This is a genomic window from Hanstruepera flava (genome assembly GCF_023634025.1).
GTDB lineage: Bacteria > Bacteroidota > Bacteroidia > Flavobacteriales > Flavobacteriaceae > Hanstruepera > Hanstruepera flava.
This window is the reverse complement of sequence record NZ_JALJCW010000001.1, coordinates 920820-934328: the sequence shown is the minus strand read 5'-3', so window position 1 is coordinate 934328 and position 13509 is coordinate 920820. Positions and strand designations below refer to the sequence as shown.

12 protein-coding genes are annotated in these 13509 nt (G+C 34.5%); 11 read left to right on the top strand and 1 reads right to left on the bottom strand.

Annotated elements, in window-relative coordinates; all coding sequences use genetic code 11:
- Nucleotides 1–41: 41 nt before the first annotated feature.
- From msrB to MTX13_RS04475, 5 genes are all read left to right on the top strand, one after another.
- Nucleotides 42–503, top strand: a complete 462-nt coding sequence (gene msrB, locus MTX13_RS04495) for a peptide-methionine (R)-S-oxide reductase MsrB (protein WP_250433186.1) — start codon at nt 42–44, stop codon at nt 501–503.
- Nucleotides 493–1032: a peptide-methionine (S)-S-oxide reductase MsrA gene (gene msrA / locus MTX13_RS04490; protein WP_250433185.1), complete on the top strand. Its 540-nt coding sequence runs from the start codon at nt 493–495 to the stop codon at nt 1030–1032. The genes msrB and msrA overlap by 11 nt, the downstream gene beginning before the upstream one ends.
- A complete protein-coding gene (locus MTX13_RS04485; RefSeq protein ID WP_250433184.1) occupies nt 1032–2594 on the top strand; it encodes a protein adenylyltransferase SelO in 1563 nt (520 codons plus the stop codon). The genes msrA and MTX13_RS04485 overlap by 1 nt, the downstream gene beginning before the upstream one ends.
- 99 nt (nt 2595–2693) lie before the next feature.
- Nucleotides 2694–6332: a metallophosphoesterase gene (locus tag MTX13_RS04480; RefSeq protein ID WP_250433183.1), complete on the top strand. Its 3639-nt coding sequence runs from the start codon at nt 2694–2696 to the stop codon at nt 6330–6332.
- 7 nt (nt 6333–6339) lie between these two features.
- A complete protein-coding gene (locus MTX13_RS04475) occupies nt 6340–7206 on the top strand; it encodes an acyl-CoA thioesterase (RefSeq protein WP_250433182.1) in 867 nt (288 codons plus the stop codon).
- Between the two features lie 2 nt (nt 7207–7208).
- Here the strand turns inward: MTX13_RS04475 and MTX13_RS04470 are convergent, their stop codons facing one another.
- Nucleotides 7209–8015, bottom strand: a complete 807-nt coding sequence (locus MTX13_RS04470; RefSeq protein WP_250433181.1) for an SdiA-regulated domain-containing protein — start codon at nt 8013–8015, stop codon at nt 7209–7211.
- A gap of 59 nt (nt 8016–8074) precedes the next feature.
- Between MTX13_RS04470 and MTX13_RS04465 the strand changes: the two genes are divergently transcribed.
- From MTX13_RS04465 to MTX13_RS04440, 6 genes are read left to right on the top strand one after another with little or no spacing between them, the layout of a single operon-like run.
- Nucleotides 8075–8764 (top strand): glycerophosphodiester phosphodiesterase, encoded by a 690-nt coding sequence (locus MTX13_RS04465; RefSeq protein ID WP_250433180.1) that lies wholly within the window; start codon nt 8075–8077, stop codon nt 8762–8764.
- The gene (locus MTX13_RS04460) at nt 8761–9975 is read left to right on the top strand and encodes a BaiN/RdsA family NAD(P)/FAD-dependent oxidoreductase (protein ID WP_250433179.1); all 1215 of its coding nucleotides are present in this window, start codon (nt 8761–8763) and stop codon (nt 9973–9975) included. The genes MTX13_RS04465 and MTX13_RS04460 overlap by 4 nt, the downstream gene beginning before the upstream one ends.
- A complete protein-coding gene (locus MTX13_RS04455; protein WP_250433178.1) occupies nt 9972–10505 on the top strand; it encodes a DUF1697 domain-containing protein in 534 nt (177 codons plus the stop codon). Before MTX13_RS04460 ends, MTX13_RS04455 begins: the two co-directional genes overlap by 4 nt.
- 7 nt (nt 10506–10512) lie before the next feature.
- Nucleotides 10513–11604: a diphosphomevalonate/mevalonate 3,5-bisphosphate decarboxylase family protein gene (locus MTX13_RS04450; RefSeq protein ID WP_250433177.1), complete on the top strand. Its 1092-nt coding sequence runs from the start codon at nt 10513–10515 to the stop codon at nt 11602–11604.
- A 36-nt stretch (nt 11605–11640) separates the two neighbouring features.
- Nucleotides 11641–12570, top strand: a complete 930-nt coding sequence (locus MTX13_RS04445) for a mevalonate kinase family protein (RefSeq protein ID WP_250433176.1) — start codon at nt 11641–11643, stop codon at nt 12568–12570.
- Nucleotides 12571–12581: 11 nt separating this feature from the next.
- Nucleotides 12582–13496, top strand: coding sequence for a geranylgeranylglycerol-phosphate geranylgeranyltransferase (locus MTX13_RS04440; protein WP_250433175.1), 915 nt, complete (start codon nt 12582–12584; stop codon nt 13494–13496).
- Nucleotides 13497–13509: the final 13 nt, after the last annotated feature.

Below are 13509 nucleotides of genomic sequence, written 5' to 3'. Positions count from 1 at the left end.
ATATAGTATTTTTATTCAAACTAAAAAGAAAGGAAAATTGTATGCTAACATGGAAAGATGTTATCAGTTTCACCGTTAATGGAAACCCAATTCCAGATAAACGCGTTGAAAAAACAGAAAGCGAATGGAGAGAGTTGCTAACTCCTGAACAGTTTAGAATTACTAGGCACAAGGGTACTGAACCACCAAATAGTGGTGCACTTTGCAGTATTTACGATGAAGGCAAATACAACTGTGTTTGTTGTGACACGCCTTTATTTGACTCAACAATTAAATTCAGTTCGGGAACAGGTTGGCCAAGCTTTACACAACCCATTAAAGAAAACGCCATTAAATATGAAAAGGATTCTTCTTTTGGCATGATACGCGTTGAAGTTATGTGCAACACCTGTGATGCGCATTTAGGACATGTGTTTCCAGATGGTCCTGAACCAAGTGGATTGCGCTATTGTATTAATTCAGAATCAATGACATTAAACAAGGAGGTAGCCAATGACAACTAAAAATTTGAAACAAGCTACTTTTGGAGGTGGTTGTTTTTGGTGTACAGAAGCTGTTTTTCAAGAGGTTAATGGTGTTGAAAAAGTCGTTTCAGGATATTCAGGAGGTCATGTTCCAGGGCACCCTACTTATCGTGAAATTTGTTCAGGATTAACAGGTCATGCCGAAGTGGTTCAAGTTACTTTTGACGCCCATATTATTTCTTATGAAGAAATTCTTGTGATTTTCATGACAACTCATGATCCAACTACACTTAACCGTCAAGGTGCAGACAAAGGAACGCAATATCGTTCTGTAATTTTTTATCATAATGAAGCACAAAGGGTAATATCAGAGACTGTTGTTAAACGGATGCAGCCTTATTACGAAAGTCCAATTGTAACCCAAATAGCACCTTTTGATGTTTTTTATGAAGCCGAACAAGAGCATCAGGATTTTTATAAGAATAATCCTGACTACGGATATTGTACCTTTGTAATAAATCCAAAGTTGGCCAAGTTGAAACAAATGCATGCCAATAAATTAAAATAATGAACCTGAAACTTAAGAACACATTTACTGATAACCTTCCTGCGGATTCTAATTCTGAAAACTCAAGAAGACAGGTTTTAAATGCCTGTTTTTCTTATGTTAATCCAAAGGAAACATCCAAACCTGAACTACTTCATGTTTCAACTGAAGTTCTACAGGATTTGGGGTTAAGTAAAGCTGATTCTGAAACAGATGATTTTTTGAAAGTGTTTACTGGAAACCAGATTCCTAAAGGTTCAAAACCTTATGCTATGTGCTATGGCGGACATCAGTTTGGGCAATGGGCAGGACAATTAGGAGACGGGCGAGCTATTAATTTAGGAGATGTTCAACATGACAGTCAATCGTGGGAATTGCAACTTAAAGGCGCTGGAGAAACGCCATACTCTCGTTCAGCAGATGGTTTGGCTGTATTGCGTTCATCAATTAGGGAATACTTGTGTAGTGAGGCTATGTATCATTTGGGAGTACCTACAACAAGAGCGCTTTCTTTGGCGTTAACAGGTGATCAGGTTTTACGTGATGTGATGTACGATGGTAATCCAGCGTATGAAAAAGGCGCTATTGTGTGTCGTGTAGCACCATCGTTTTTAAGATTCGGTAATTATGAGATTTTCACAGCAAGACAAGATTTAGAAACTTTAAAAACACTGCTTGATTTCACTATTAAACAGTATTTCCAGCATTTAGGGGAGCCTTCAAAGGATACTTATATCAATTTTTTTGAGGAAGTCATGCAGAGTACATTATCTATGATAATTCATTGGCAGCGAGTTGGCTTTGTTCACGGTGTTATGAATACTGATAATATGTCGATACTAGGTCTTACTATTGATTATGGCCCTTATGGTTGGTTAGAAGGTTTTGATTACGAATGGACACCCAACACAACAGATAGCCAACATAAGCGCTATCGTTTTGGGAACCAACCTAATATCGGACTTTGGAATTTGTACCAATTGGCTAATGCGTTGTATCCTTTAATTGAAGAAGCTGAACCTTTAGAGACTATTTTAAATGCTTACAAAACGGATTTTGAGATAAAGTCTTTAGTCATGATGCGGTCAAAACTTGGTTTAGAGTTGCAACTTGAAAATGACAAAAAATTGATAGAAGATTTAGAGGATGTCCTACAACTTTCAGAAACCGATATGACCATCTTTTTTAGAAATCTTGCCAATGTACAAAAGGATGATTCCGATAACAGTTTACAGGTTGTTGAAAAAGCATTTTATAAGCCCAATGAAATATCAGATGTAGTTAGACAAACTTGGGTTAATTGGATGAATACCTATAAAAGCAGACTAAAAAAAGAAAACCTTTCGGATGGAGAAAGAAAAGCGAAAATGAATGCTGTGAACCCAAAATATGTGCTTCGAAATTATATGGCTCAATTAGCTATTGATGCGGCTGAAAAAGGAGATTACCAATTGATTGATGAACTCCAACAATTGCTCAAAAAACCCTATGGTGAACAACCATGTAACGAAAAATGGTTTGCAAAGCGTCCAGAATGGGCAAGATATAAAGTAGGTTGTTCTATGTTGTCTTGTAGTTCATAAAAGCATTCAAAAACCTTACCTTTGATTTATTATTAAATATAGATGTTAAAGCAAAAAACGAAATCATTTTTTAAAAAGACGTATTGTCTACTGCTATTTATGTTGGTTTTGTCGTGTGCAACATTCAAGCCGCAATATGCTGTCGACAATAAAAAGGTTTCAGGAACCGATAAATTAAACCCTATTGAACACCAGTTTTATCTTATAGGTGACGCAGGTTATTCGCCACTTAATGATCAAGCACTAGCATTGAAACATTTAGAGAAAGTGCTTAATACGGCATCGAGTAATAGCACTACGATTTTTTTGGGTGATAACATCTATCAAAAAGGGCTTCCTAAAAAGGGTCATAAAGATCGTGCTCAAGCTGAACACAATATAAATGCACAAATACAAACGGTTGAGAATTATAAAGGACGTACTGTTTTCATCCCTGGTAATCATGATTGGTATTCAAATGGTTTGAAAGGTTTAGAGAGACAGGAGGATTATATTGATGATGCTTTAGGGAAAAACACCTTTCTGCCCGAACATGGTTGCCCTATCGAGCATAAAACTATTTCAGACAACATTGAACTGATTATTGTAGATTCAAAATGGTATTTAACCAATTGGGATAATCATCCAACAATGAATGATGAATGCCAAATTAAAACCCGAGAAGCTTTTTTTGATGAGTTTGAAAGTAGAATTAAAAAAGCACGCGGAAAAACTACTATAGTGGCTATGCATCACCCTATGTTTAGTAATGGTCCACATGGAGGGAAATATTCTTTTAAGGAGCATATGAAGCCTATTCCAGTTTTGGGAACACTTAAAAATTTGCTTCGTAAAACAACTGGTGTAAGTCCAGAAGATTTTCAAAATGAAAGATATAATGAATTTAGAAAACGTATTATAACTTTAGCTCAATATAATGATCGTGTTATTTTTACTTCTGGTCATGAGCATAGCTTACAATATTTGGAAACGGATAATTTGGTTCAAATTATTAGTGGTTCAGGATCAAAAAAATCTGCAACCAAAAATGGCGGAGGAGGATTATTCTCATTTGGCGAATATGGTTTTGCAAGATTAGATATTTATAAAGATGGTTCGTCATCAGTTACTTTTTTTGATTCAAAGAATAAAGAGGTAGTTTTTAATACCCAAGTATTTAAGCCCTTCAATAATCAGCAAGTAGACGCTTACAATATTTCTGAATTTCCTGTTGTACAGAAATCTATTTATTCAAAAGAGGAAACAGAGAAGTCGGGATTCTATAAATGGCTATGGGGCAACAGGTATAGAGAAGATTATAGCCAAAAAATAAAAGTACAAGTTGTTAATTTAGATACACTCATGGGTGGTTTAAAACCTGTTAGAAAAGGGGGAGGCCAACAATCTAACTCATTACGATTGGCAAATAAGCAAGGGCAAGAATTTGTTATGCGTGGTTTAAGAAAAGATGCCTTAAAATATATTCAAGCAGCTGTATTTAAAGACCAGTACATAGAAGGTCAATTTAGTGATACCTATACTCAAAATTTGGTGCTTGATGTATTTAGTGGCGCACACCCTTATGCTCCTTTTGTTGTCGATCATTTAACAGATGCTTTAAATATTTATCATACAAATCCTAAATTATATTATGTTCCAAAACAGAAAGCATTAGAACCCTATAATGATGATTTTGGAGACGAATTGTATATGATTGAGGAACATGCAGGAGATAATCATGGCGATAAGGCTAGCTTCGGCTACTCAAACGAATTAATCAGTACCAAAGATATGTTAGAAGAAGTAAGGTCTGATGAAGATATTGATGTGGATGAGGAGCTGTATATTAGAGCTAGATTATTCGATATGGTAATTGGCGACTGGGATAGGCATGAAGACCAATGGCGTTGGGCAGAGTTTAAAGTTAATGGAAAAACAATTTATAAACCCTTTCCACGCGATCGTGATCAGGCTTTTTCAATTATGTCTGATGGGTTGTTACTCGGTTTGGCTGTAAAATTAATTCCAGCATCAAAACCTTTAAAGTCTTATGATAACAATATTAGTAACGTTAAGGCTTTTAATTTCACACCTTATCCTTTGGATATGGCTCTAATTAATGATGCTGACAAAAAAGTATGGAACACTCAAGTTGAATACATTAAATCTCATCTTACAGATGAAGTAATAGAGTCAGCTTTCTACCAAATGCCAGAAGAGGTCAATCAAGAGTCTATTATATCAATCAAGAAAAAGCTAATTCATAGAAGGAATAATCTAGAAGAACTAGCAGACGAATATTTTGATGTGATTAACAAGTTTGCAGTAGTGAAGGGAACGGATAAAGATGATTGGTTTGATATTATTAGAAAGCCCAATGGAGAAACAGAGGTTATTGGATATAGAATTAAGGACGGTGAAAAAGCCGACATTTTCCACAAAAGAACTTACAATAAAAAACATACTAAAGAAATTTGGATTTATGCTTTAGATGATGATGATGTGTTTCATGTAACTGGTGAAGGCAATAGTGTTATTAATGTACGATTAATAGGTGGTCAAAACAATGATATATATGATATTCAGAATGGTAAGAAAATTCATGTTTACGATTTTAAGTCCAAACCAAATACAATAAAAACAAACAAGGGGAATTTAAAATTAATAGACGATTACGAAACCAATGTTTATAATTATTTAAAGCTTAAAAACAATACCAATCAAATATTACCAATAATCGGGTTTAATCCAGATGACGGCCTAAAATTAGGAATTCTTGATACCTATACCGCTTATGGTTTTGAACGTAATCCATTTTCATCACAGCATACCTTTTCAGGGGCTTATTACTTTGCGACCAGCGGTTACGATTTAAAATATAATGGCGAGTTTGCAAATGTTATTGGACGTTTTAATTTAGGTTTTGAAGCTGTATTTACAAGCCCAAACTATACTGTAAATTTCTTTGGCTATGGAAATGAAACTGAAAACCCGAATACCAATGGTCAGGATTTAAGTTTAGACTATAACCGCATAAAATTACGCACCATTAAGTTAGCGCCTTCATTAATTAAAAAAGGTGATTTGGGAAGTGAAGCCAAATTAGAATTAAGTTATCAGTCTATTGAGGTTGAGGAAACTCAAGGAAGATTTATAAATGATTTTTACAATTCGAATGAAATTGAAAATACGAATAATTTCTTTGGAGCCGAGTTGAGTTATTATTTTAGAAATACAGATAATTTAGCCTATCCTACTTTAGGTTTTACTGCAGACTTCAGACTTGGCTATCTCAACAATATTGATAAAAATACTGATATGGGGTATTTTATTCCAAGCATTGGAATTGATTATAAAATTGATCCACAAGGGAAGCTTGTATTGGCTTCAAAAATAAAAGGTCACATTACTTATGGCAATTCTTATGAATTTTATCAGGCTGCATCAATTGGAGCAAGTGATGGTTTGAGAGGTTATCGTAATCAGCGTTTTACAGGAAAGCATGCCTATTATCAGTTAACAGATTTACGATATTTATTTAGTAAGTTAAAAACAGGTTTGTTACCTGTTAATTTGGGTATTTACGGAGGTTTTGATTATGGAAGGGTTTGGTTGTCCAATGATAATTCAAACGTGTGGCACAACTCATATGGAGGTGGCGTTTTTGTTGTGGCCGCAGAACTATTTACAATTAACACCTCATTATTTAATAGCAATGATGGTATGCGATTTGCTCTTGCTTTAGGATTAAACTTTTAAGAAAAAAATGAATTCAGTAAACGATTTATTAAACATACTTCAATTAGATAAAATAAACGAAAATCAATTTAATGGTATTAGCAAAACTGTAGGGAGTCCTAATGTTTTTGGCGGACAAGTTTTGGCTCAAGCGCTTAATGCGGCACACCGATCTATAAATAATAACCGTATTCTTCATTCTATGCATGCTTATTTTTTGGAAGCAGGACATTTAGAGTTTCCAATAGAATACAGCGTAAGTATTATGCGTGATGGTGGCAGTTTTTCGGTTAGACGGGTAACGGCTAGTCAAAAGGGACAGGTTATTTTTATTATGTCTGCCTCCTTTCATAAAGATGAAGAAGGTTACAACCATCAAATTGATATAAAATCGGATGTGAAGCAACCTGAAGAGTTATTAAGTTGGACCGATATGTTAGAACAGTTTGGGGATCTTATCCCTAAAAAAACAAAAGGTTTCATCGAGATTGAAAGACCTATTGAATTTAAGCCTGTGGAGGTTGTAAACCCCTTTAATAAAGAAGATTTACCACCATCAACCAATGTTTGGTTTAAGTTAAAGGGTAATGCTTCAAATCTTGATTTAGGCACCAAGCAGCAAATATTGACATATGTATCTGATTATAATATTTTGGCAGCAGCCATGAATCGTCATGCCAGCAAAGCGCATTGGGGAAATACTCAAACAGCTAGTTTGGATCACTCCATGTGGTATTTTAGGGATTTTGATTTTGATGACTGGATGCTTTATTCCATAGAGTCACCCAACACATCCAATGCTAGAGGTTTTGCAAAAGGAAATATCTTTACAAGGGATGGTAAGTTGGTGGCTTCTGTGGCTCAAGAAGGTTTAATGCGCCCTATAATTAAATAGCACTAGTGTATTTGGAATTCATATAAGTTACCGCCTTCATTTTTTTTGAATTCATCGGTAATATAAAGGGTATTTGAGTTTTTTATGCAAACACCTTCTTTTTGTGAATTGTGTTCAAACTTGTAGGATTTTATGGTGCCTTCAAAAATAGCATCCCAATTAAAGTTGGTAACTTCCCAAACCTTGTTATGGTTTAATAAATATAAACGTGACCCGTTTGAACTGATTGTAGCCGAAGTTATACGATTGTTTTTATCATCTAAATTAAACTCCTCTGTAACTTCTGCTTTATGTTCTCCAGGTTTGTTCGGGACTTTAATTGTGATAAATTTTTTGGTTTCTTTACTAAAAATATAGAAATACCCATTGTGTAGTACAAAGGCTTCAAAATCTTTTGGTTTTTGCTTTTTGGGTAGTTCAAACGAAATAATTTCAGCTATTGCCTCTGTCGCTTCTGTAGGTTTCACTTTATATATTTCAAACCGTTTTCGTTTTTCATCGTTATTACCAAAATCTCCAATGTAAATATGGCCAAGGCTATCAGCGGTTAAATCTTCCCAATCAATATTTTTGGCATTAGTAATTTCAATGTCTTTTATAATTTTTCCTTTAGTATTTAAACCGTAAAGATGATTGTTGTTACCAGCATCTTGTATTACCCAAAGCACATCAGAATTTGGTAATTTCTCAACAGCACTAATTTCGGGAAGGCTTGTTGGTAAATCAGCAATGATTTTGAGTTTTCCGCTATCACATGAAAGTGAAAGAAGTATTAAGAGAAAGAGGCCTGCTTTAAAATTTAAATTCAACTCTGTTATTTTTAGTATAAATTTACAAACTATTAAACAGTCTCAATAATTTGAATCTATTGAATTCAAAAATTCTAAAAATAGGACATCGCGGTGCAATGGGTCATGTTGCAGAAAATACCATAGACTCCATAAAAAAAGCATTGGACTTTGGTGTTGACGGAATTGAAATAGATGTACATCTTTGTCGTTCCGGTGAATTGGTAGTGTTTCACGATTTTACTCTAGACCGCATGACAGATGGTTCAGGTGAAGTTAGTAAATACAGCTTGTCTGAATTAAAAAAACTCAAGGTTCATAGTTACTATGAAATTCCGACGTTAGAAGAGGCGTTAGATGTGGTTAATAAAAGATATTTCATCAACATTGAGTTAAAAGGAAAGGATACGGCAAAGCAAACGGTTAAAGTTATTCAGCATTATATTGCTAAAAATAGCTGGAATTATGATGATTTTATTGTGTCGAGTTTTCAGCATCATGAGTTAGAAACGGTTTATGGTTTAAATAAAAATATTCAATTGGCTGTATTGACAAAGGCCAGTGTTATGGAAGCTATTGAAATTGCCAAGACCATAGATGCCAAAATCATTCACCCCAATGTCGCATTGGTAACTCGTGAGAATGTTGCAATGGCTCAAGAAAATGGATATCAGGTGAATGTCTGGACGGTTAATGATGTCGAAACTATTTCACGGATGAAAGCGTATCAAGTTAATGGTATAATAAGTGATTTCCCTGATAGATTATGAGGCAATATGACGTTATTATAATTGGTGGAGGTGCTGCAGGTTTTTTTGCGGCTATTAATATCGCAGAACAAAATCCAAGTTTGAAAATTTGCATTCTTGAAAAGAACAAGGAAGGACTACAAAAGGTCAAGATTTCCGGAGGAGGACGTTGTAATGTCACTCATGCCGAATTTATTCCACAGGAATTGGTATTGAATTATCCAAGAGGGGAAAAAGAGTTATTGGGTCCCTTTCATCAGTTTATGACAGGCGATACCATTGAATGGTTTGATAAACGTGGTGTGGAGCTTAAAATTGAATATGATGGACGTATGTTTCCTGTTACTGATTCCTCACAAACTATTATAGATTGTTTTTTAAAGGAAGTTAAAAATCATCAGGTTGATATTTTGTACAGTGAAAATGTTTCCAAAATAATTCCAATGGATAATTTAGGTTTTCAACTGGAAACCAAGCATGAAAATTTTACGTGTAATAAACTCCTAATCGCCACAGGTAGTAGTATTAAGTTCTGGAAACTCCTAGAAAATTTAGGGCACACAATTTCTAAACCTGTCCCATCACTTTTTACATTTGATATTAAAGATAACCGTATAAAGGATATTCCAGGTGTGGTTGCTCAACAGGTGAGTGTAAAAGTTCTTGGAACAGACTTATACAGCGAAGGCCCTTTGCTTATAACACATGTTGGTATGAGTGCGCCTGCTATATTGAAACTTTCCGCATTTGGAGCACTGGAACTCGCTGAAATGAATTATAAATTTGAAATTGAAGTTAATTTCATCAAGCTAACTTTAGAAGAATCTTTAGAGAGACTAAAGATTTTTAAACAGGATCTCGCCAAGAAAACCGTTTATAAATCAACTCAATTTAGTTTGCCTAAACGTTTGTGGCAGCAGTTGGTACTAGCCTCAAACATTGATCAAGATGAGCGTTGGGCCGATATCAATAAACAACAATTGGAAAGTTTAGCTGATCAACTAACTCAAGCAATTTTTAGAGTAGATGGTAAAAGCACCTTTAAAGATGAATTTGTGACCGCTGGAGGTGTTGATTTAAAGGAAGTTAATTTTAAAACTTTTGAAAGTAAGCTGTTTCCCAATTTGTATTTTGCAGGTGAAGTTTTAAATATTGATGCAGTTACAGGCGGATTCAATTTTCAAAATGCTTGGACAGGTGCGTTTATAGCAGCAAAAGCGATTTCATCATGACAACTTTTATCGTTTTATTAAAAGGCATTAATGTAGGCGGTCACAAAAAAGTGCCTATGGCCGATTTGAGAGCCTTACTTGAAAAAGAAGGTTTTAAAAATGTACAAACCTATATTCAAAGTGGCAATGTGATATTACAATCCGCAGAGAGTAATAAACTGATCCTTGAAACACATATTTCAAAAACCATACAATCTCATTTTGGATTTGAAGTATCCGTTTTAGCAAAAACCAGAAAAGAATTACAGCGCATTTTTGACAACTCGCCTTTCGCAGAAGAAAAAAAGAAAGCCAGCTATTTTATGATGCTGCATGATGAACCAAACGCTGAAGCAATTTGTGAGGCTTCCCAAAAAGTGTATGAGGGTGAGGAGTATCACATAATTAACGATTGCATCTACTATTTTCACGATAAAGGGTTGGGTAAGGCAAAATTTAATGTCAATTTTTTTGAACGAAAATTTCAAACATTCGCAACGGCTAGAAACTACAATACCATGATAAAGTTGTTATCTTTGTCCGAAGATTAACTGAACCATGACCGAACACGATTTTATTCCAAAACCTTATACTATAACAAAGCAAACAGGAAAAGTTTCTTGGGAATCGCCAAGTAACATTGCACTTGTGAAATATTGGGGAAAAAAGAAGGATCAGATTCCAGAGAATCCCTCCATTAGTTTTACATTGAATAATTGTAAGACCATAACAACCTTATCCTATACGCCTAAAGAAAATAATACAGATTATTCATTTGAGGTATTTTTAGATGGTGATAAAAAAGACGATTTCAAACCCAAAATCGAGACATTCTTTGAGCGTATTGAAGCTTATCTGCCATTTTTAAGGCAATTTCATTTTAAAATTGAAACCCATAACACCTTTCCGCATAGTTCTGGAATTGCATCTTCTGCATCAGGAATGAGTGCGTTGGCTTTGTGTTTAATGAGTGTTGAAAAAGACCTCTCGACTGCGCTCGATGTTACAAAAGAATACTTCAACACAAAAGCATCGTTTTTAGCACGTTTAGGTTCCGGTTCAGCTTGCAGAAGTATTGAAGGCGATTTAATTGTTTGGGGAAACACCGAAAGTATTGTTGGTAGTACAGATTTATATGGTGTGAAATACCCTTATGCAGTTCATGATAATTTTAAGCAATACCAAGACACCATTTTGCTAGTAGATAAAGGAGAAAAGCAGGTAAGTAGTACCGTTGGCCATAATTTAATGCATGGTCATCCTTTTGCCCAAAACCGCTTTAATCAAGCCCATGAAAATATGGCAAAAATAAAATCAATACTAGCATCTGGAAACCTAAAAGCCTTTATTGCTTTAATGGAAAGTGAAGCATTAACACTTCATGCTATGATGATGACAAGTATGCCGTATTTTATTTTAATGAAACCCAACACCTTGGAAATTATCAATAAAATATGGGCGTACAGAAAAAAATCAGGATTACACATAGGCTTTACTTTAGATGCTGGTGCTAATGTGCATGTGCTTTATCCAAAAAATGAGTCTGGTGAAATATTGGAATTTATTCAGCACGAGTTAGTTGCATATTGTAAAAATGGAGAATATATTTGCGACGAAATTGGATTTGGTGCAAACCAATTAGATTTTTAATCCGTATATTTGTTAAAAGGAATAGCGCTCTAAATTATGAAAGGACCACTTTTTTATTCTAAAATTTTACTTTTTGGTGAATATGGTATCATCAAGGACTCCAAAGGATTATCGATTCCGTACAATTTTTACAATGGTGCTTTAAAAGTTTCTGAAACAGATTCAGAAGCTACCAAAAAATCTAATGGCAATTTAAAGCGTTTCGCTGATTATCTGGAAACATTGGATTCCGAATTAGTAAGGTTTGATATTGAATCGTTACGAAATGATTTGGCAGAAGGCATGTATTTTGATTCATCTATACCACAAGGTTATGGTGTAGGAAGTAGTGGTGCTTTGGTTGCGGCTATTTATGATAAATACGCTTTTAATAAAATTACAGTTTTAGAAAACCTAACCAGAGAAAAATTACTAAAGCTTAAAGCTATTTTTTCAGAAATGGAATCGTTTTTCCACGGAAAGTCTTCTGGTCTTGATCCATTAAACAGTTATTTAAGCATTCCAATCCTTATCAATTCCAAAGATAATATTGAAGCTACAGGAATCCCATCTCAAAAAGTTGATGGTAAAGGAGCTGTGTTTTTATTGGATAGTGGTGTTGTTGGCGAAACAGCTCCAATGGTGAGTATTTTCATGGAAAACATGAAGCACGAAGGTTTCCGAAGTATGCTTAAAGATCAATTCATCAAACATACAGATGCTTGTGTGGATGACTTTTTGAAAGGCGATATAAAATCATTGTTCAGAAACACCAAGCAATTGTCCAAAGTAGTATTGAACCATTTCAAACCTATGATTCCAAGTCAATTTCACGACCTATGGAAAAAAGGTATTGAGACCAATGAATACTACTTAAAGTTGTGTGGTTCAGGTGGTGGAGGCTATATCCTTGGTTTTACTGAAAATATTGATAAGGCCAAAGAATCCCTTAAAGATTATAAATTAGAGGTTGTATACAACTTCTAAAACTTCCCAACATGTTATCCCGTAGGCAAAAACACATTTTACTAAAGTTTTTTAGTATGTTTTCTGTTGTGCGTGGTTATAACATTCTCATAATAATTATAGCACAATATTTAGCTGCTATTTTTATTTTGGCGCATCATAAGCCATTGCGTTCTGTCTTATTGGATGTGAACTTGTTTATGCTTGTTTTAGCATCTTCAGCAACTATAGCAGCTGGATATATCATTAATAATTTTTATGATTCCGAAAAAGATTTAATCAATAGGCCGCAAAAATCCATGTTGGATAGACTGGTGAGTCAAAATACCAAACTGTCATTTTATTTTGTGTTGAATTTTATAGCTGTTATTCTAGCAAGCTATGTGTCGTTTAGAGCGGTTATTTTCTTTTCGGTGTATATTTTTGCTATTTGGTTTTATTCACACAAACTGAAAAAAATGCCGTTTGTAGGTAATTTAACATCAGCAGTTTTAACCATTACACCATTTTTTATCATCTTCATTTACTACAAGAACTTTGAAACAGTCATTTTTGTCCATGCCATGTTTCTGTTTTTGATTATATCTATGCGAGAATTGACTAAAGACTTGGAGAATATTACAGGTGATTTGGCACAAAATTATCATACCATTCCTGTAGTTTATGGTGAAAAGGTTTCCAAAACCATGCTCACGGTCTTGGGAATTTTAACTTTAATCCCAGCAATTTTGCTTATCTATAAATTTCAAGTTGGCAGAATGTCTTATTTCTTCTATGCCAGTATTATTTTGTTGGTGGTCTTTCAGCTTTTGTTATGGAAATCTACTACCAAAACCCATTATTTGGCCCTTCACAATATTTTGAAGTTTATCATTATCGCTGGAGTTGCCAGTATTCCATTGATTGATGTATCCGTAATCTTGAATAAAATTCCAATTATTAGTTAAGCAACTAATTATC